The sequence below is a fragment of the Roseateles terrae genome, assembly GCF_014192155.1.
In the GTDB taxonomy this organism is placed as follows: domain Bacteria; phylum Pseudomonadota; class Gammaproteobacteria; order Burkholderiales; family Burkholderiaceae_C; genus Roseateles; species Roseateles terrae.
In genome coordinates this window covers 105533-124794 of the sequence record NZ_JACHXO010000003.1, presented here as the reverse complement: position 1 = coordinate 124794, position 19262 = coordinate 105533, and the positions used below count along the sequence as shown (strand labels likewise).

The following is a 19262-nucleotide window of genomic DNA, read 5'->3' as shown; positions in this document are numbered from 1 at the left end:
GAGGGGTGGTCCCAACGGGCCTCCCCTTTCCGCGTTTAAGGGGCCTGCCGCCAAGACCCTCCGCCACGGCGGTGATCTGGGTGTCAAAAGCTTCCAAAGCAGGGTTGATGTCAGGGTTTAAGACTTGACAGAGCACCTGAAAGCATCGCTGCATGTATCATGTGCGGTTCTTTCAAGTGTTCTCTGATCCGACTGCAGAGAACGGTTTGGTCGGGCCGCGGTCCGGCCGGGGATGATGCGGGGGTGCAACGCCTTCGGTCATGCTCGGCTACCCGGGGTTGTCCGCCAGCGGTTGGTAGTGGCCAACCACCAAGCTTCGGGTGCAATGCCCGAACAGCCAGTCGCCGACGCGGTGCGCACCACGGCCAGGGGCGCACTCGACACGGAGTGTTTATGGCGCAAGCAACCCCCTACAGCTACACCGAGCGCAAGCGCATTCGCAAGAGCTTCGGCAAGCGCGTGAGCGTGCTCAACGTTCCCTACTTGCTGACGATGCAGAAGGACAGCTACGTCGCCTTCCTGCAAAAAGACGTCGCTCCGCTCAAGCGTAAACCCGAAGGCCTGCAAGCTGCCTTCCTGTCCACGTTCCCCATCGTTTCGCACAATGGGTTCGTGGAAATGAAATTCCTCGAATTCAACATTGCCAAGCCGCCGTTTGACGTTCGCGAATGTCAACAGCGCGGTCTGACCTTTGCAGCCGCCGTTCGGGCCAAGCTGCAGATGATCATCTACGATCGGGAAAGCCCGACGCCCAAGACGGTCAAGGAAATCAAGGAGCAAGAGGTCTACATGGGCGAAGTGCCCCTGATGACCGACTACGGCTCCTTCATCATCAACGGTACCGAGCGGGTCATCGTCTCGCAGCTGCACCGTTCCCCCGGCGTGTTCTTCGAACACGACAAGGGCAAGACGCACTCGTCCGGCAAGCTGCTGTTCTCGGCGCGCATCATTCCCTACCGCGGCTCCTGGCTGGACTTCGAGTTCGACCCGAAGGACATCCTCTATTTCCGCGTGGACCGTCGTCGCAAGATGCCGGTCACGATCCTGCTCAAGGCCATCGGCCTGAATCCCGAGCAGATCCTGGCGCACTTCTTCGTCTTCGACAACTTCCGCCTGATGGACTCGGGCGCCCAGATGGAGTTCGTGGCCGAACGCCTCAAGGGTGAAGTGGCTCGCTTCGACATCACCGACAAGAGCGGCAATGTCCTGGTCGAGAAGGACAAGCGGATCACCGCCCGCCACGTGCGTCAGCTGGAGCAGTCCGGCACGCAGCACGTGACCGTGCCGGAAGACTTCCTGCTGGGCCGTTTGCTGGCCAAGAACATGGTGGATCCGGACACCGGTGAAATCATCGCCAAGGCCAACGACGAGCTGACCGACTCGCTGCTGAAGAAGCTGCGCGCCGCCGGCATCAAGGACATCCAGTGCCTGTTCACGAACGAGCTGGATGAAGGCGCCTACATCAGCCAGACCCTGGCGTCGGACGAAACCGCCGACCAGCTGGCTGCCCGCGTCGCCATCTACCGCATGATGCGCCCTGGCGAGCCGCCGACGGAAGATGCCGTCGAGGCCCTGTTCAACCGCCTGTTCTATTCGGAAGACACCTACGACCTGTCGCGTGTCGGCCGCATGAAGTTCAACGCCCGTGTGGGCCGCGACACGCCGGAAGGCGCGATGACGCTGTCCAACGAGGACATCCTGGACGTCGTCAAGATCCTGGTGGAACTGCGCAACGGCCGTGGCGAAGTGGACGACATCGACCACCTGGGCAATCGCCGCGTGCGCTGCGTCGGCGAACTGGCTGAAAACCAGTATCGCTCGGGCCTGGCTCGTATCGAAAAGGCTGTGAAGGAACGTCTGGGTCAGGCTGAAACCGAAGCCCTGATGCCGCACGACCTGATCAACTCCAAGCCGATTTCCGCGGCGCTGAAGGAGTTCTTCGGTGCGTCGCAGCTGTCGCAGTTCATGGACCAGACCAACCCGCTGTCCGAGATCACGCACAAGCGTCGTGTCTCGGCCCTGGGCCCGGGCGGTCTGACCCGCGAGCGCGCCGGCTTCGAAGTCCGGGACGTGCACCCCACCCACTACGGCCGCGTCTGCCCGATCGAAACGCCGGAAGGCCCGAACATCGGTCTGATCAACTCGCTGGCCCTGTACGCGCAGCTGAACGAATACGGTTTCCTGGAAACCCCGTATCGCCGCGTGGTGGACTCCAAGGTCACCAACCAGATCGACTATCTGTCGGCCATCGAAGAAGGCAAGTACGTCATTGCGCAGGCCAACGCCTCGCTGAACGAAAGCGGCCAGCTGATCGATGAACTGGTGTCGGCCCGTGAAAACGGCGAATCGGTGCTGACCTCGCCGGAACGCATCCAGTACATGGACGTGGCGCCGACGCAGATCGTGTCGGTGGCCGCCTCGCTGGTGCCATTCCTCGAGCACGACGATGCGAACCGCGCACTGATGGGCGCCAACATGCAGCGTCAGGCTGTGCCGACTCTGCGCCCCGAAAAGGCGTTCGTCGGTACCGGCGTGGAGCGCGTGGCTGCGAAGGACTCGGGCACGGTGGTGGCCGCCCGTCGCGGTGGCGTGGTCGACTATGTGGACACGAACCGTATCGTGATCCGCGTGAACGACAACGAGACCGTCGCTGGCGAAGTCGGTGTGGATATCTACAACCTGATCAAGTATCAGCGTAGCAACCAGAACACCAACATCCATCAGCGTCCCATCGTCAAGCGTGGTGACCGCGTCGAAGCGGAAGACATCATTGCCGACGGCGCCTCGACCGACCTGGGTGAACTGGCTCTGGGCCAGAACATGCTGGTCGCGTTCATGCCGTGGAACGGCTACAACTTCGAAGACTCGATCCTGATCTCCGAACGCGTGGTGGCCGAAGACCGCTACACCTCGATCCACATCGAGGAACTGGTGGTCAAGGCGCGTGACACGAAGCTGGGCAGCGAAGAAATCACCCGCGACATCCCGAACCTGAGCGAACAGCAACTGGCGCGTCTGGACGAGTCCGGCATCGTGTACATCGGTGCGGAAGTGAATCCGGGCGACGTGCTGGTCGGCAAGGTCACGCCCAAGGGCGAGACCACGCTGACGCCGGAAGAGAAGCTGCTGCGCGCCATCTTCGGCGAGAAGGCGTCCGACGTGAAGGACACCTCGCTGCGTGTGGACCAGGGCACCAGCGGTACCGTGATCGACGTGCAGGTCTTCACCCGTGAAGGCATCCAGCGCGACAAACGCGCCCAGCAGATCATCGACGATGAACTGAAGCGCTTCCGTCTGGACCTGAACGACCAGTTGCGTATCGTGGAGGCCGACGCGTTCGACCGTATCGAGAAGCTGCTGACCGGCAAGGTCGCCAATGGGGGTCCGAAGAAGATCACCAAGGGCACCGTCATCACCAAGGACTACCTGGCGGAAGTCGAGAAGTTCCACTGGTTTGACATCCGTCCGGCCGAGGACGACGTCGCCAACCAGCTGGAATCCATCAAGAACTCGCTGGAGCAGACCCGTCACAGCTTCGACCTGGCCTTCGAAGAGAAGCGCAAGAAGCTGACGCAGGGCGACGAGCTCGACGCCGGCGTGCTGAAGATGGTGAAGGTGTACCTGGCCGTCAAGCGTCGCCTGCAGCCTGGCGACAAGATGGCCGGCCGTCACGGCAACAAGGGTGTCGTGTCCAAGATCACCCCGATCGAAGACATGCCCTACATGGCCGACGGCACGCCTGCCGACATCGTGCTGAACCCGCTGGGCGTTCCGTCCCGGATGAACGTCGGTCAGGTGCTGGAAGTGCACCTGGGCTGGGCGGGCAAGGGCATCGGCCAGCGCATCGGCGACATGCTGCAACGTGAAGCCCGCGTGGCCGAGCTGCGCAGCTTCATGGATGAGCTGTTCAACCAGAACGGCGGCAAGCCGGAGAAGCTGGACGAGCTGACCGACGCTGAAGTCATCGACATGGCGCAGAACCTGGCCAAGGGCGTGACCTTCGCCACGCCGGTGTTCGACGGTGCCAAGGAAAGCGAAATCCGCGCGATGCTGCAGCTGGCCTATCCGGAAGACATCGCCCAGCGCAAGGGCCTGACCGCCACCCGTACGCAGGCCTACCTGTATGACGGCCGCACCGGCGAACAGTTCGAGCGCCCGACGACCATCGGCTACATGCACGTCCTGAAGCTCCACCACTTGGTGGACGACAAGATGCACGCCCGCTCGACCGGCCCGTACTCGCTCGTCACGCAGCAGCCGCTGGGTGGTAAGGCGCAGTTCGGCGGCCAGCGTTTCGGCGAAATGGAAGTGTGGGCCCTGGAAGCCTACGGTGCTTCCTACATCCTGCAGGAAATGCTGACCGTGAAGTCCGACGACGTGAATGGCCGCACGAAGGTGTACGAGTCCATCGTCAAGGGCGAGCACTCGATCGAAGCGGGCATGCCCGAGTCGTTCAACGTGCTGGTGAAGGAAATCCGTTCGCTCGGTATCGACATCGAACTCGAGCGCAACTAAAGGGAACAGGAGAGACACATGAAAGGTTTGCTGGACCTGTTCAAGCAATTCACGCCGGACGAGCACTTCGACGCGATCAAGATCGGGCTGGCTTCGCCCGAGAAGATCCGTTCGTGGTCCTTCGGTGAAGTGAAGAAGCCCGAGACCATCAACTACCGGACGTTCAAGCCGGAACGTGATGGCCTGTTCTGCGCCAAGATCTTCGGCCCGATCAAGGACTACGAGTGCCTGTGCGGCAAGTACAAGCGCCTGAAGCACCGCGGCGTGATCTGCGAGAAGTGCGGCGTTGAAGTCACCCAGACCAAGGTGCGTCGCGAGCGCATGGGTCACATCGACCTGGCCGCGCCCTGCGCCCACATCTGGTTCCTGAAGTCCCTGCCGTCCCGTCTGGGCCTGGTGCTCGACATGACGCTGCGCGACATCGAGCGCGTGCTGTACTTCGAAGCGTACGTGGTGGTGGACCCCGGCATGACCCCGCTGAAGAAGTTCAGCATCATGTCCGAGGACGACTACGACGCGAAGCGCATCGAGTACGGTGACGAGTTCATCGCACTGATGGGCGCCGAAGGCATCAAGAAGCTGCTGGAGGAGATGGATCTCGACATCGAGATCGATCGCCTGCGCAACGACATGACCGGCTCCGAGCTGAAGGTCAAGAAGAACTCCAAGCGCCTGAAGGTGATGGAAGCCTTCAAGCGCTCGGGCATCAAGCCGAACTGGATGGTGCTGGAAGTGCTGCCGGTGCTGCCGCCGGACCTGCGTCCGCTGGTGCCGCTGGACGGCGGTCGTTTCGCGACCTCCGACCTGAACGACCTCTATCGTCGCGTCATCAACCGCAACAACCGTCTGGCCCGTCTGCTGGAGCTCAAGGCCCCTGAAATCATCGTGCGCAACGAAAAGCGCATGCTGCAGGAAGCCGTGGACTCGCTGCTGGACAACGGCCGTCGCGGCAAGGCGATGACCGGCGCGAACAAGCGTGCCCTCAAGTCGCTGGCCGACATGATCAAGGGCAAGAGCGGTCGTTTCCGTCAGAACTTGCTGGGCAAGCGCGTCGACTATTCCGGTCGTTCGGTCATTACCGTGGGCCCGACGCTCAAGCTGCATCAGTGCGGTCTGCCCAAGCTGATGGCGCTGGAGCTGTTCAAGCCCTTCATCTTCTCGCGTCTGGAGGCGATGGGCATCGCCACCACCATCAAGGCGGCGAAGAAGGAAGTCGAATCCGGCACGCCGGTGGTCTGGGACATCCTTGAAGAAGTCATCAAGGAACACCCGGTCCTGCTGAACCGCGCCCCGACGCTGCACCGACTGGGCATCCAGGCCTTCGAACCGGTGCTGATCGAAGGCAAGGCCATCCAGCTGCATCCGCTCGTCTGCGCGGCGTTCAACGCCGACTTCGACGGTGACCAGATGGCCGTTCACGTGCCGCTGTCCATCGAAGCACAGATGGAAGCCCGCGTGCTGATGCTGGCGTCCAACAACGTGCTGTTCCCGGCCTCCGGCGAACCGTCGATCGTCCCGTCGCAAGACGTGGTGCTGGGCCTGTACTACGCCACTCGTGAGCGTACGAACGGCCGTGGCGAAGGCATGATGTTCTCGGACATCGCCGAAGTCATCCGCGCGCTGGACACCGGCGCCGTGGAAGTGACCGCCAAGATCAGCGTGCGCCTGACCGAGTACGCCAAGGACAAGGACACCGGTGAGTGGATTCCCGAGACCAAGCTGGTGGACACCACCGTCGGTCGCGCGATCCTGTCGGAAATCCTGCCCAAGGGCCTGCCCTTCAGCAACATCAACAAGGCGCTGAAGAAGAAGGAAATCTCGCGCCTGATCAACACGTCCTTCCGCAAGTGCGGCCTGAAGGAAACCGTGGTGCTGGCAGACAAGCTGCTGCAGTCCGGTTTCCGCCTGGCCACGCGCGCCGGCATCTCGATCGCCATCGACGACATGCTGGTGCCCAAGCAGAAGGTCGAACTGATTGATCGCGCCGAGAAGGAAGTCAAGGAGATCGAGCAGCAGTACGTCTCGGGCCTGGTGACCGCCGGTGAACGCTACAACAAGGTGGTGGACATCTGGGGCAAGACCGGTGACGAAGTCGGCAAGGTGATGATGTCGCAGCTGTCCAAGGAGAAGATCCTGGACCGCCACGGCAAGGAAGTGGAGCAGGAGTCCTTCAACTCCATCTACATGATGGCCGACTCCGGTGCCCGCGGTAGCGCGGCACAGATCCGCCAGCTGGCCGGTATGCGGGGCCTGATGGCCAAGCCTGACGGCTCCATCATTGAAACGCCGATCACCGCGAACTTCCGCGAAGGTCTGAACGTTCTGCAGTACTTCATCTCCACCCACGGTGCTCGTAAGGGCCTGGCGGATACGGCGCTGAAGACGGCGAACTCCGGCTACCTGACCCGTCGTCTGGTGGACGTGACGCAGGATCTGGTCGTGACCGAATCCGATTGCGGCACCGACAACGGCATCAACATGCGCGCCCTGGTGGAAGGCGGTGAGGTGATCGAGTCCCTGCGTGACCGCATTCTGGGTCGCGTGGCTGCCGTGGACGTGATGCATCCGGAAACGCAGTCGCTGCTGCTGACCGCCGGCAACATGCTGGACGAAGACACCCTGGACGTGCTGGAACAAGCCGGCGTGGACGAGGTGAAGGTCCGCACGCCGCTGACCTGCGGTACGCGTTTCGGCCTGTGCGCGAAGTGCTATGGCCGTGACCTGGGTCGTGGCGGTCTGGTGAACACCGGTGAGGCCGTGGGCGTGATTGCCGCACAGTCGATCGGTGAGCCGGGCACGCAGCTGACGATGCGTACCTTCCACATCGGTGGTGCCGCTTCGCGTGCTGCCGTGGCCTCGAGTGTGGAAGCCAAGTCGGACGGCATCATCGGCTTCAATGCGACGATGCGCTACGTGACCAATGGCAAGGGCGAGCTGGTGGTGATTTCCCGTTCCGGTGAAATCGTCATCTCCGACCCGCATGGTCGCGAGCGTGAGCGTCACAAGGTGCCGTACGGTGCGCTGCTCAACATCAAGGCAGACCAGACCATCAAGGCTGGCACCATCCTGGCCAACTGGGATCCGCTGACCCGCCCGATCATTACCGAATTCGCCGGTCAGGCGAAGTTCGAGAATGTCGAGGAAGGCGTGACCGTGGCCAAGCAGGTCGACGAAGTGACGGGTCTGTCCACCCTGGTGGTGATCGATCCGAAGCGTCGTGGTGCTGCGAAGGTGGTGCGTCCGCAGGTCAAGCTGCTGGATGCGCAAGGCCAGGAAGTGAAGATCCCCGGCACCGACCACTCGGTGACGATCGGCTTCCAGGTCGGTTCGCTGATCCAGGTGCGCGATGGTCAGGACCTGGCGCCTGGTGAAGTGCTGGCTCGTATCCCGGTCGAAGGTCAGAAGACCCGAGACATTACCGGGGGTCTGCCGCGCGTGGCCGAGCTGTTCGAAGCCCGTTCGCCGAAGGACGCTGGCGTGCTGGCCGAACAGACCGGTACCGTGTCGTTCGGTAAGGAGACGAAGGGCAAGGTTCGCCTGGAAATCACCGATCCGGAAGGCCGCAAGCACGAAGTGCTGGTGCCCAAGGAAAAGAACATCCTGGTGCACGAAGGTCAGGTGGTGAACCGCGGCGAACTGATCGTCGACGGCCCGGCGGATCCGCAGGACATCCTGCGCCTGCTGGGTATCGAAGAGCTGGCTCGCTACATCGTGGACGAAGTGCAGGACGTGTACCGTCTGCAGGGCGTGAAGATCAACGACAAGCACATCGAGGTGATCGTTCGCCAGATGCTGCGCCGCGTGCAGATCGTCAACCCGGGCGATTCGGCCTACATCACCGGCGAGCAGGTCGAGCGCTCGGAGCTGCTGGATACCAACGACCGTCTGCGTGGCGAAGGCAAGATCATTGCCACCCACTCGGATGTGCTGCTGGGCATCACCAAGGCTTCGCTGTCCACCGATTCGTTCATCTCGGCGGCTTCCTTCCAGGAAACCACCCGCGTGCTGACCGAAGCGGCCATCATGGGCAAGCGCGACGAGCTGCGCGGTCTGAAGGAAAACGTGATCGTGGGTCGTCTGATCCCGGCCGGTACCGGCATGGCCTTCCACCAGGCGCGTCGCGTCAAGGAAGAGATGGACGACGCCGAGCGCCGCTCCATCGCCATGCAGGAAGCCGAGGAAATGGCGGCCGTGCAACTGTCCGCCCTGGACGCGGACGACTCGTCGAACGCCTGAACGCGTTGAGCGACTCGCGCCGGCGGTGACAACCGCTGGCGTGAACAGCCAAAAAGGCTGCTGACCCGAGAGGGCGGCAGCCTTTTTTTATTGGGTCGACAAGGTCTGGCGCTGAATCCAGACGTCCGGTGCCACGATCTCCAGCCCAAGGCGCGCCGCGCGCTTGGCCACCTTCAAAACGGCGCGGTCCCGGGACATCAGAAGCGCGGAGCCTTGTGACGCCAGATGCAGGGCCAGATCAATGAACTTCTGGTCGTCCCCATCAGTGCAGCGGGGTCGCGCCATGCCCAGCACAGGCTCAGGGACCAGCTCGCAGTGTCGCTCGAAGGCCGCGTGGATCCTGTCCAGGTCTGGCTCATAGCGGGCCGCCACCCCACGCCCCAGCACATGCAGCATCTCTGCCTTCATCGCAGCAGTGGCCGTCCAAAGTAAGTGCCGGCTCTCAACGAGCGCGATGACGGGCATCACCCGTGGTTCGTCGAAGACCAGCCAGTCCATGACGATCTGGGTGTCCAGGACGACGCGCTGGCCCGCAGCGACGACGGGCAGGGAAGGGGGGAAAACAGCATGGTTCATGGGGCCTGCGAGCATAGCGCCTTGTGTGATTTCGGCGAACTGGCCTACAATCGCGGGCTCTTCAGCGTGTATAGATGCGCCTGGCTGGACCAGACGTCGGTGGACAAGTCCCCAACGAACGGTTTTGCCCAGGGAAGCGTATGGAGCGTGGTGCCCGAATGAAGTCGGCGCTGCGCTTTTGTCGCTTGTGTCGCCAGTCTTAGGACTCGCTTCCCCGCTGTACCACCGCTGGAGATGTGACTTCAAACGGGAACAAGTTACTTATGCCAACCATCAATCAGCTCGTGCGCCACGGTCGTGAGACCGAGGTGACGAAATCCAAGTCGCCGGCTATGCAGTCGTGCCCGCAGCGCCGTGGCGTCTGCACCCGCGTGTACACCACCACCCCGAAGAAGCCGAACTCGGCTCTGCGTAAGGTGGCCAAGGTGCGCCTGACCAACGGTTTCGAGGTCATCTCGTACATCGGCGGTGAAGGCCACAACCTGCAGGAACACAGCGTCGTGCTCGTGCGCGGCGGCCGTGTCAAGGACTTGCCCGGTGTGCGTTACCACATCGTCCGCGGTTCTCTGGACCTGCAGGGCGTGAAGGATCGCAAGCAATCGCGTTCCAAGTACGGCGCGAAGCGTCCGAAGAAGGCCTAATCAGCCGAGGTTTTGGCTGCCGAGGTCCCAGGACAACGGTCACCAAATTGTTGCGGTTCAGGTGCATGTGCACCGACCGAGTAAGTGGATCCCCCCAATCGGTGGTGGAGATCCGCGGCAGGCGAAAGCCCGCCAACTGAAGCATTGAAGGAAGACTCCCATGCCACGTCGTCGCGAAGTACCCAAGCGCGAAATCCTGCCCGATCCCAAGTTCGGCAGCGTTGATCTGTCCAAGTTCATGAACGTCATCATGGAATCGGGCAAGAAGGCCGTCGCAGAGCGCATCATCTATGGCGCCCTGGAACAGGTCGAGAACAAGTCCGGCAAAGATCCGCTGGAAGTGTTCATGATCGCGCTGAACAACGTGAAGCCCATGGTCGAAGTGAAGTCCCGTCGTGTCGGCGGTGCGAACTACCAAGTTCCCGTGGAAGTTCGCCCCGTCCGCCGTCTGGCTCTGGCCATGCGCTGGCTCAAGGAATCGGCACGCAAGCGCGGTGAAAAGTCGATGGCCCAACGTCTGGCCAACGAACTGCTGGAAGCTGCTGAAGGCCGCGGTGGCGCTATGAAGAAGCGCGACGAAGTGCACCGCATGGCTGACGCCAACAAGGCGTTCTCGCACTTCCGTTTCTAATCAAGACCTTCCTGGCCGCCTCGGGTTTTTACCAACCCGTTGGCGGCTCCATGCATTTGGAGTGACACCATGTCCCGCAAGACCCCCATCGAGCGCTACCGCAACATCGGTATCTCCGCGCACATCGATGCCGGCAAGACCACGACGACCGAACGTATCCTGTTCTACACCGGTGTGAACCACAAGATCGGTGAGGTGCACGACGGCGCCGCAACGATGGACTGGATGGAACAGGAACAGGAACGCGGCATCACGATCACGTCGGCCGCGACGACCTGCTTCTGGAAGGGCATGGACATGTCCTACCCCGAGCACCGCTTCAACATCATCGACACCCCCGGGCACGTGGACTTCACCATTGAGGTGGAGCGTTCCATGCGCGTCCTGGACGGCGCCTGCATGGTGTACTGCGCGGTGGGTGGCGTGCAGCCCCAGTCGGAAACCGTCTGGCGCCAGGCCAACAAGTACAAGGTGCCCCGCCTCGCGTTCGTCAACAAGATGGACCGTACCGGCGCGAACTTCTTCAAGGTCGTGGACCAGATGAAGACCCGCCTGAAGGCCAATCCGGTGCCCATCGTGATCCCCATCGGCGCCGAAGAAAACTTCAAGGGCGTGGTGGACCTGCTCAAGATGAAGGCCATCATCTGGGACGAGGCCTCGCAAGGCATGAAGTTCGAGTACCAGGAGATCCCGGCCGACCTCGTGGCGACCGCGAACGAATGGCGCGAGAAGATGATCGAAGCGGCTGCTGAAGCCAGCGAAGATCTGATGAACAAGTACCTCGAGTCCGGCGAACTGACCGAAGAGGAAATCAAGCTGGCGCTGCGTACCCGCACGATCGCCACTGAGATCCAGCCGATGCTCTGCGGTACCGCCTTCAAGAACAAGGGTGTGCAGCGCATGCTGGACGCCGTCATCGACTTCCTGCCCTCGCCCGTGGACATCCCCCCGGTCTCCGGCACGGACGAAGACGAAAAGGAAGTCACCCGCAAGGCTGACGACAGCGAAAAGTTCGCCGCACTGGCTTTCAAGCTGATGACCGACCCGTTCGTCGGCCAGCTGACCTTCGTTCGCGTGTACTCGGGCGTGCTGCAATCCGGCTCGACCGTCTACAACCCGATCAAGGGCAAGAAGGAGCGTATCGGCCGGATCCTGCAGATGCACGCCAACCAGCGTGAAGAAATCAAGGAAATTCTGGCGGGCGACATCGCTGCTTGCGTGGGCCTGAAGGAAGTGACCACCGGTGAGACGCTGTGCGATCCGGACGCCGTCATCACCCTGGAAAAGATGGTCTTCCCTGAGCCCGTGATCTCGCAGGCCGTGGAACCCAAGACCAAGGCTGACCAGGAAAAGATGGGTCTGGCGCTGGGCCGTCTGGCTGCAGAAGATCCGTCGTTCCGCGTGCGTACCGACGAAGAATCCGGCCAGACCATCATCTCCGGCATGGGCGAGCTGCACCTGGAAATCATCGTGGACCGCATGAAGCGCGAGTTCAGCGTTGAAGCCAACGTGGGCAAGCCGCAAGTGGCCTACCGCGAAACCATCCGCAAGTCGGCTGTGGACGTCGAAGGCAAGTTCGTGCGTCAGTCCGGCGGTAAGGGCCAGTACGGCCACGTCGTGCTGACCGTCGAACCGCAGGAACCCGGCAAGGGCTTCGAGTTCGTGGACGCGGTCAAGGGTGGTGTGGTGCCTCGCGAATACATCCCGGCGGTCGAGAAGGGCGTCGTGGACACCCTGCCGAACGGCGTGCTGGCGGGCTATCCGGTCGTGGACGTGAAGGTCACGCTGACCTTCGGTTCGTACCACGATGTGGACTCGAACGAAAACGCGTTCAAGATGGCCGCTTCGATGGGCTTCAAGGAAGCTTGCCGTCGCGCCAGCCCGGTGATCCTGGAGCCGATGATGGCCGTGGAAGTCGAGACCCCGGAAGACTACGCCGGTACCGTGATGGGCGACCTGTCCTCGCGTCGCGGCATGGTCCAGGGCATGGACGACATGGTCGGCGGTGGCAAGGTCATCAAGGCCGAAGTGCCGCTGTCGGAAATGTTCGGCTACTCGACCTCGCTGCGCTCTGCAACGCAAGGCCGCGCCACGTACACGATGGAGTTCAAGCACTACGCTGAAGCTCCGAAGAACGTGGCTGACGCCATCATCACCGCACGAGCCAAGTAAGCCCACCCCCTACCGCCTTCGGCGGCCCCCTCAAGGGGGCGAGCCGAGTGGACTGGCAAAGCCAGTCCACCGGCTCCGCTGGAGGGGCGGGCCCTAGGGGCCCTAGATGGGTCGGGGGGTTTTTTCAGAATCGTCTTCGTAGGGGTTGCCTGGTTGCCAGCCGCCAGGGGTTTTGACCACTACGGAAACGCTAAACCAATAGACTGGATAGATGCTCTTTTTGGAGAATTGAAATGGCAAAAGGTAAGTTCGAACGTACCAAGCCTCACGTGAACGTGGGCACGATTGGTCACGTTGACCATGGCAAGACCACGCTGACGGCTGCTATCGCAACCGTGCTGGCCTCGAAGTTTGGCGGCGAAGCCAAGGCCTACGACCAGATCGACGCGGCTCCCGAAGAAAAGGCCCGCGGCATCACGATCAACACCGCTCACGTGGAATACGAGACGGCCAACCGCCACTACGCGCACGTTGACTGCCCGGGCCACGCTGACTATGTGAAGAACATGATCACCGGCGCCGCTCAGATGGACGGCGCGATCCTGGTGTGCTCGGCCGCTGACGGCCCGATGCCCCAGACCCGCGAGCACATCCTGCTGGCGCGTCAGGTGGGCGTGAAGTACATCATCGTGTTCCTGAACAAGTGCGACATGGTGGACGACGCCGAGCTGCTGGAGCTGGTGGAAATGGAAGTCCGCGAGCTGCTGAGCAAGTACGACTTCCCGGGCGACGACACCCCGATCATCAAGGGTTCGGCCAAGCTGGCGCTGGAAGGCGACAAGGGCGACCTGGGCGAGCAGGCGATCATGCGCCTGGCCGATGCACTGGACAGCTACATCCCCACGCCTGAGCGCGCTGTGGACGGCGCTTTCCTGCTGCCGGTGGAAGACGTGTTCTCGATCTCCGGCCGTGGCACCGTGGTGACCGGTCGTGTCGAGCGCGGCATCATCAAGGTCGGCGAGGAAATCGAAATCGTCGGTATCCGTGATCTGCAAAAGACCACCGTCACCGGCGTGGAAATGTTCCGCAAGCTGCTGGACCAAGGCCAGGCTGGCGACAACGTCGGTATCTTGCTGCGCGGCACCAAGCGTGAAGACGTCGAGCGCGGCCAAGTGCTGGCCAAGCCCGGCTCGATCAAGCCGCACACCCACTTCACTGCTGAGATCTACGTTCTGAGCAAGGAAGAAGGCGGCCGTCACACCCCGTTCTTCAACAACTACCGTCCCCAGTTCTACTTCCGCACGACGGACGTGACCGGTGCCGTGGAGCTGCCGAAGGACAAGGAAATGGTCATGCCTGGCGACAACGTCAGCATCACCGTGAAGCTGATCGCTCCGATCGCCATGGAAGAAGGTCTGCGCTTCGCCATCCGTGAAGGCGGTCGTACCGTCGGCTCGGGCGTCGTGGCCACCATCATCGAGTAAATCTTTTGCTGACCAGCATCGGTCGGCTGCCTCGCAGCCTGCCGATGCCGTTCACAGCTCTTCCGCAAAGCCGGTCACGGCCTTGCGTCGCTCTTTGAAGGAATAGACATGTCTACCAAGCAAAAGATCCGTATCCGCCTCAAGGCTTTCGACTACAAGCTGATCGACCAGTCGGCCCTGGAAATCGTCGAAACCGCCAAGCGTACCGGCGCCATCGTCCGCGGCCCCGTGCCGCTGCCCACCCGCAAGGAACGTTTCGACATCCTGCGTTCGCCGCACGTCAACAAGACCTCGCGCGACCAGTTTGAGATCCGTACCCACCAGCGTCTGATGGACATCATCGACCCGACCGACAAGACGGTTGACGCGCTGATGAAGCTGGACCTGCCGGCTGGCGTGGACGTCGAAATCAAGCTGCAGTGATGCGGATGCGGCGCAGGGTGGCCCAGCCCCCTGCACTGCGCTCAAGGCGACCTTCGGGTCGCCTTTTTTTTGGCCCCTTGTGCCATAAGCCCACTGCTGCAACTTGCGGCAAATCGGGCCTAGCGGCTATACTCGCCAGCTTTTCCGCATTGGAGTGATCCCATGCGGTGTCGTCGCATCGCTTTGCAGCAGTGTCCATGGCCTTTACCCAGGTCGATGCTTGCGAGCGGTGCTTGTCAGCCCCGGCCAACCGATGTCGGGGTGCGTGAAATGATTTCTGGCGCGGACGGCGGTGTCTCCGCAGCAAGCGCTTGAGGTCAGGAGAAAACCATGAGTCTTAGCAATCGTCTCGGATTGCTGGGCCGCAAGGTGGGCATGATGCGTGTGTACACGGTCGACGGTGATACCGTCCCCGTGACCGTGCTGGACGTGTCCAACAACCGCGTGACCCAGGTCAAGACCGATGAAATCGACGGCTACAGCGCCATCCAGGTGACCTACGGCGCCCGCAAGGCGTCCCGCGTCACGAAGCCTGAAGCGGGTCACCTCGCCAAGGCTGGCGTCGAAGCTGGCGAAATCCTGAAGGAATTCCGCGTTGCCGCGGACATCGCCGCCGAATACAAGGCTGGCGGTACCGTCCCGGTGACCCTGTTCGCTGAAGGCCAGAAGGTTGACGTGCAAGGCACGTCGATCGGTAAGGGCTTCACCGGCACCATCAAGCGTCACAACTTCGGATCGCAACGTGCCTCGCACGGTAACAGCCGCTCGCATAACGTGCCCGGCTCGATCTCGATGGCCCAGGATCCGGGCCGTGTGTTCCCCGGCAAGAAGATGTCCGGCCACCTTGGCGACGTCACCGTGACCGTCCAGAACCTAGACGTGGTCCGTATCGACGAAGCGCGCCAGCTGGTGTTCGTGCGCGGTGCCGTTCCTGGCGCGAAGGAAGGATTCGTTGTGATCCGTCCCGCCGTCAAGGTCAAGGTCAAGAAAGGAGCTAACTGATGCAGCTCGAGCTCCTGAATGAGCAGGGCCAGGCCACTTCCAAAGTGGACGCTCCGGACACCCTGTTCGCACGTGACTACAACGAAGCCCTGGTCCACCAGGTCGTCGTTGCTTATCAAGCCAACGCCCGTCAAGGCACCCGCGCCCAGCTGACCCGTGCTGAAGTTCGTCACTCGACGAAGAAGCCGTTCCGTCAAAAGGGTACGGGTAACGCCCGTGCCGGTATGACTTCCTCCCCGCTGTGGCGTGGGGGCGGTCGCATCTTCCCGAACAAGCCGGACGAGAACTTCTCGCACAAGCTGAACAAGAAGATGTACCGCGCCGGTATGGCCGCCATCCTGTCGCAGCTGGCGCGCGAAGGCCGCCTGGCCGTGGTGGACTCGATCTCGATCGACGCCCCCAAGACCAAGCTGCTGGCTGCCAAGCTCAAGGGCATGGGTCTGGATCACGTCATGGTGATCTCCGACTCCGTGGACGACAACCTGCTGCTGGCCTCGCGCAACCTGGCCAACGTGCTGGTGGTTGAGCCGCGCTATGTCGATCCGCTGTCGCTGGTCTACTACAAGAAGGTGCTGGTGACCAAGGCTGCGATCGAGCAACTGAAGGAGATGCTGGCATGAGCGCGCCCAAGTTCGCTGAAGGCCGTCTGGCCAAGGTGCTGCTCGCCCCGATCGTGTCCGAAAAGGCCACGGCTGCCGGCGAAAAGCACAACCAAGTCCTGTTCAAGGTGCTGCGCGACGCGACCAAGCCTGAAATCAAGGCTGCTGTTGAACTGATGTTCAAGGTCGAAGTCGAAGCCGTGAACGTTGTGAACCAGAAGGGCAAGACCAAGCGCTTTGGTGGCCGTCTGGGTCGTCGCGACCACGTCAAGAAGGCGTATGTGTCGCTGAAGGCGGGCCAAGAGCTCAACTTCTCCGGGGAGGCTGCGTAATGGCCGTCGTTAAAGTCAAGCCGACTTCGCCTGGCCGTCGTGGCGTGGTGAAGGTGGTGCACAAGCACCTGCACAAGGGCGCTCCCGAAGCTTCGCTGCTCGAGCCCCAAAAGCAGAACTCTGGCCGTAACAACAACGGCCACATCACGATGCGCCACAAGGGCGGTGGTCACAAGCACCACTACCGTGTGGTGGACTTCCGTCGCAACAAGGACGGCATCCCCGCGAAGGTCGAGCGCATCGAGTACGACCCGAACCGCACGGCTCACATCGCTCTGGTGTGCTATGCCGACGGCGAGCGTCGCTACATCATTGCCCCGCGCAATCTGGAAGTCGGCACCAACATCCTGAGCGGCTCGGAAGCGCCGATCAAGGTTGGCAACACGCTGCCCATCCGCAACATCCCCGTGGGTTCGACGATCCACTGCGTGGAAATGCTGCCGGGCAAGGGTGCTCAGATCGCCCGCTCCGCCGGTGCCTCCGTGGTGCTGATGGCGCGTGACGGTACGTACGCCCAGATCCGTCTGCGTTCGGGTGAAGTCCGCCGTGTCCACATCGACTGCCGCGCCACCATCGGTGAAGTGAGCAACGAAGAGCACAGCCTGCGTCAGTACGGCAAGGCCGGCGCCATCCGCTGGAAGGGCATCCGCCCGACCGTGCGTGGTACCGCCATGAACCCGGTCGACCACCCGCACGGTGGTGGTGAGGGTCGTACGGGTGAAGGCCAGGCGCCTGTGTCGCCGTGGAACACCCTGACGAAGGGCTACCGCACTCGTAACAACAAGCGCACGCAGACGTTCATCGTTTCGCGTCGCAAGAAGTAAGGGGTAGACCACCATGGCTCGTTCCCTCAAAAAGGGTCCCTTCGTGGACCATCACCTGATGGCCAAGGTCGAAAAGGCTGTTGCCATCAAGGACAAGAAGCCCATCAAGACCTGGTCGCGGCGCTCGACGATCCTGCCCGAGTTCATCGGTCTGACGATCGCCGTGCACAACGGCAAGCAGCACGTGCCGGTCTATGTGTCTGACCAGATGGTCGGCCACAAGCTGGGCGAATTCGCACTGACCCGCACCTTCAAGGGCCACCCGGCCGACAAGAAGGCCGGGAAGAAGTAAGGATGGCGACGATGGAAACCAAAGCAATCGTTCGTGGCGTCCGCCTGTCGTTTGATAAGGGCCGCCTGGTGGCGGACCTGATCCGCGGCAAAAAGGTGGATCAAGCGCTGAACATCCTGGAATTCACCCAGAAGAAGGCCGCGCTGATCATCAAGAAGGCGCTGGAATCGGCGATCGCCAATGCTGAGCACAACGACGGTGCCGACATTGACGAGCTGAAGGTCACTTCGATCTATGTGGAGCAAGGCACGACGCTGAAGCGCTTCTCGGCTCGCGCCAAGGGCCGCGGCAACCGCATCAGCAAGCCGACCTGCCACATCTACGTGACCGTCGGCAACTGAGCCTGAAGGAAGACTATGGGACAGAAAATTCATCCGACTGGCTTCCGCCTGCCCGTCACCCGTAACTGGGCGTCGCGCTGGTACGCGAACAACCAGAACTTCGCCACGATGCTGGCTGAAGATCTGCAAGTCCGCGAGTTCCTGAAGGCCAAGCTGAAGAACGCCGCCGTGTCGCGCATCCTGATCGAGCGTCCGGCCAAGAACGCTCGCATCACCATTTACTCGGCACGTCCGGGCGTGGTGATCGGCAAGAAGGGCGAAGACATCGAGAACCTGAAGGCTGAGCTGACCAAGCGTCTGGGCGTGCCCGTCGCTGTGAACATCGAAGAAGTGCGCAAGCCCGAAATCGATGCTCAGCTGATCGCCGACTCGATCACCCAGCAGCTGGAAAAGCGCATCATGTTCCGTCGCGCCATGAAGCGTGCGATGCAGAACGCGATGCGTCTGGGCGCCCAGGGCATCAAGATCATGTCCGCCGGCCGTCTGAACGGTATCGAAATCGCTCGTACCGAGTGGTACCGTGAAGGCCGTGTGCCCCTGCACACCCTGAAGGCAGACATCGACTACGGCTTCTCCGAAGCCAAGACCACCTACGGCGTCATCGGCGTGAAGGTGTGGGTGTACCGCGGTGACCGCCTGGCCAATGGCGAGGCTCCCGTGATCAACACCCCCGCTGGTGCTGAAGACGACCGTCGTCCGCGTCGCAACGCTCGTCCGGGTGCCCCGGGTGGCCGTGGCCGTGGCGACAAGCCCGCCGAAGGTGGCGATGCCAAGCCGGCAGCCAAGCGTGTGGTGCGCAAGCCCGCCGCTGGTGACGCCAAAGGAGAATAAACATGCTGCAACCTGCTCGTCGCAAATACCGCAAGGAGCAAAAGGGTCGTAACACTGGTGTGGCGACCCGCGGCGCTACTGTCGCTTTCGGTGACTTCGGCCTGAAGGCTACCGAACGCGGCCGTATCACGGCTCGTCAGATCGAAGCGGCCCGTCGTGCCATCTCGCGCCATATCAAGCGCGGTGGCCGCATCTTTATCCGCATCTTCCCGGACAAGCCGATCTCGCAGAAGCCTGCCGAAGTCCGTATGGGTAACGGTAAGGGCAACCCGGAGTACTACGTGGCTGAAATTCAGCCCGGCAAGGTGCTCTACGAGATCAACGGCGTGCCTGAAGCTCTGGCTCGCGAAGCATTCACGCTGGCCTCTGCAAAGCTGCCGCTGCGTTGCACCTTCGTGACCCGCCAGCTCGGCGCCTGATTGG

Annotated in this window: 16 protein-coding genes; 15 read left to right on the top strand and 1 reads right to left on the bottom strand. The window is 62.0% G+C overall.

What is annotated here, in order from left to right:
- The first annotated feature begins 393 nt into the window (after nucleotides 1–393).
- A complete protein-coding gene (gene rpoB / locus FHS28_RS09860; protein ID WP_088454769.1) occupies nucleotides 394–4515 on the top strand; it encodes a DNA-directed RNA polymerase subunit beta in 4122 nt (1373 codons plus the stop codon).
- An 18-nt stretch (nucleotides 4516–4533) separates the two neighbouring features.
- The gene (rpoC, locus tag FHS28_RS09855; RefSeq protein WP_184294487.1) at nucleotides 4534–8751 is read left to right on the top strand and encodes a DNA-directed RNA polymerase subunit beta'; all 4218 of its coding nucleotides are present in this window, start codon (nucleotides 4534–4536) and stop codon (nucleotides 8749–8751) included.
- 87 nt (nucleotides 8752–8838) lie between these two features.
- On the opposite strand, the gene FHS28_RS09850 is transcribed toward rpoC, so the two are convergent.
- Nucleotides 8839–9327 carry a PIN domain-containing protein gene (locus tag FHS28_RS09850; RefSeq protein WP_184294485.1) on the bottom strand — a complete coding sequence of 163 codons (489 nt, stop codon included), beginning with the start codon at nucleotides 9325–9327 and terminating at the stop codon, nucleotides 8839–8841.
- Between the two features lie 263 nt (nucleotides 9328–9590).
- On the opposite strand from FHS28_RS09850, the gene rpsL reads away from it, so the two are divergent.
- The 13 genes from rpsL to rplP all read left to right on the top strand — a co-directional run bounded on the left by rpsL (nucleotide 9591) and on the right by rplP (nucleotide 19258).
- Nucleotides 9591–9968: a 30S ribosomal protein S12 gene (rpsL, locus tag FHS28_RS09845; protein WP_058933591.1), complete on the top strand. Its 378-nt coding sequence runs from the start codon at nucleotides 9591–9593 to the stop codon at nucleotides 9966–9968.
- A gap of 160 nt (nucleotides 9969–10128) precedes the next feature.
- Nucleotides 10129–10599: a 30S ribosomal protein S7 gene (rpsG, locus tag FHS28_RS09840; protein ID WP_088454766.1), complete on the top strand. Its 471-nt coding sequence runs from the start codon at nucleotides 10129–10131 to the stop codon at nucleotides 10597–10599.
- Nucleotides 10600–10668: 69 nt separating this feature from the next.
- Nucleotides 10669–12771: an elongation factor G gene (fusA, locus tag FHS28_RS09835; protein ID WP_088454765.1), complete on the top strand. Its 2103-nt coding sequence runs from the start codon at nucleotides 10669–10671 to the stop codon at nucleotides 12769–12771.
- Between the two features lie 233 nt (nucleotides 12772–13004).
- Nucleotides 13005–14195 carry an elongation factor Tu gene (tuf, locus tag FHS28_RS09830; RefSeq protein ID WP_184294483.1) on the top strand — a complete coding sequence of 397 codons (1191 nt, stop codon included), beginning with the start codon at nucleotides 13005–13007 and terminating at the stop codon, nucleotides 14193–14195.
- A 108-nt stretch (nucleotides 14196–14303) separates the two neighbouring features.
- Nucleotides 14304–14618, top strand: coding sequence for a 30S ribosomal protein S10 (rpsJ, locus tag FHS28_RS09825; RefSeq protein ID WP_088454495.1), 315 nt, complete (start codon nucleotides 14304–14306; stop codon nucleotides 14616–14618).
- Between the two features lie 330 nt (nucleotides 14619–14948).
- A complete protein-coding gene (gene rplC, locus FHS28_RS09820) occupies nucleotides 14949–15620 on the top strand; it encodes a 50S ribosomal protein L3 (RefSeq protein ID WP_088454496.1) in 672 nt (223 codons plus the stop codon).
- On the top strand, nucleotides 15620–16240 hold the full coding sequence (gene rplD, locus FHS28_RS09815; protein WP_088454497.1) for a 50S ribosomal protein L4: 621 nt from the start codon (nucleotides 15620–15622) through the stop codon (nucleotides 16238–16240). Before rplC ends, rplD begins: the two co-directional genes overlap by 1 nt.
- On the top strand, nucleotides 16237–16551 hold the full coding sequence (rplW, locus tag FHS28_RS09810; RefSeq protein WP_058933597.1) for a 50S ribosomal protein L23: 315 nt from the start codon (nucleotides 16237–16239) through the stop codon (nucleotides 16549–16551). The genes rplD and rplW overlap by 4 nt, the downstream gene beginning before the upstream one ends.
- On the top strand, nucleotides 16551–17375 hold the full coding sequence (gene rplB, locus FHS28_RS09805) for a 50S ribosomal protein L2 (protein WP_088454498.1): 825 nt from the start codon (nucleotides 16551–16553) through the stop codon (nucleotides 17373–17375). Before rplW ends, rplB begins: the two co-directional genes overlap by 1 nt.
- A gap of 13 nt (nucleotides 17376–17388) precedes the next feature.
- Nucleotides 17389–17667 carry a 30S ribosomal protein S19 gene (gene rpsS / locus FHS28_RS09800; protein WP_088454499.1) on the top strand — a complete coding sequence of 93 codons (279 nt, stop codon included), beginning with the start codon at nucleotides 17389–17391 and terminating at the stop codon, nucleotides 17665–17667.
- An 11-nt stretch (nucleotides 17668–17678) separates the two neighbouring features.
- Complete coding sequence (rplV, locus tag FHS28_RS09795) at nucleotides 17679–18008, top strand: 50S ribosomal protein L22 (protein ID WP_058937144.1); 330 nt, start codon at nucleotides 17679–17681, stop codon at nucleotides 18006–18008.
- 15 nt (nucleotides 18009–18023) lie between these two features.
- Complete coding sequence (rpsC, locus tag FHS28_RS09790; RefSeq protein ID WP_088454500.1) at nucleotides 18024–18839, top strand: 30S ribosomal protein S3; 816 nt, start codon at nucleotides 18024–18026, stop codon at nucleotides 18837–18839.
- Nucleotides 18840–18841: 2 nt separating this feature from the next.
- Nucleotides 18842–19258 (top strand): 50S ribosomal protein L16, encoded by a 417-nt coding sequence (gene rplP / locus FHS28_RS09785; protein WP_058933601.1) that lies wholly within the window; start codon nucleotides 18842–18844, stop codon nucleotides 19256–19258.
- Nucleotides 19259–19262 lie beyond the last annotated feature (4 nt).

Coding starts and splice junctions, on each gene's coding strand:
- rplB (WP_088454498.1), top strand. CDS start 16,551: ATGGCCGTCGTTAAAGTCAAGCCGACTTCGCCTGGCCGTCGTGGCGTG.
- rplP (WP_058933601.1), top strand. CDS start 18,842: ATGCTGCAACCTGCTCGTCGCAAATACCGCAAGGAGCAAAAGGGTCGT.
- rpsJ (WP_088454495.1), top strand. CDS start 14,304: ATGTCTACCAAGCAAAAGATCCGTATCCGCCTCAAGGCTTTCGACTAC.
- rpsG (WP_088454766.1), top strand. CDS start 10,129: ATGCCACGTCGTCGCGAAGTACCCAAGCGCGAAATCCTGCCCGATCCC.
- FHS28_RS09850 (WP_184294485.1), bottom strand. CDS start 9,327: ATGAACCATGCTGTTTTCCCCCCTTCCCTGCCCGTCGTCGCTGCGGGC.
- rpsL (WP_058933591.1), top strand. CDS start 9,591: ATGCCAACCATCAATCAGCTCGTGCGCCACGGTCGTGAGACCGAGGTG.
- rplV (WP_058937144.1), top strand. CDS start 17,679: ATGGAAACCAAAGCAATCGTTCGTGGCGTCCGCCTGTCGTTTGATAAG.
- rpoC (WP_184294487.1), top strand. CDS start 4,534: ATGAAAGGTTTGCTGGACCTGTTCAAGCAATTCACGCCGGACGAGCAC.
- rplW (WP_058933597.1), top strand. CDS start 16,237: ATGAGCGCGCCCAAGTTCGCTGAAGGCCGTCTGGCCAAGGTGCTGCTC.
- tuf (WP_184294483.1), top strand. CDS start 13,005: ATGGCAAAAGGTAAGTTCGAACGTACCAAGCCTCACGTGAACGTGGGC.
- rpoB (WP_088454769.1), top strand. CDS start 394: ATGGCGCAAGCAACCCCCTACAGCTACACCGAGCGCAAGCGCATTCGC.
- rplD (WP_088454497.1), top strand. CDS start 15,620: ATGCAGCTCGAGCTCCTGAATGAGCAGGGCCAGGCCACTTCCAAAGTG.
- fusA (WP_088454765.1), top strand. CDS start 10,669: ATGTCCCGCAAGACCCCCATCGAGCGCTACCGCAACATCGGTATCTCC.
- rpsS (WP_088454499.1), top strand. CDS start 17,389: ATGGCTCGTTCCCTCAAAAAGGGTCCCTTCGTGGACCATCACCTGATG.
- rplC (WP_088454496.1), top strand. CDS start 14,949: ATGAGTCTTAGCAATCGTCTCGGATTGCTGGGCCGCAAGGTGGGCATG.
- rpsC (WP_088454500.1), top strand. CDS start 18,024: ATGGGACAGAAAATTCATCCGACTGGCTTCCGCCTGCCCGTCACCCGT.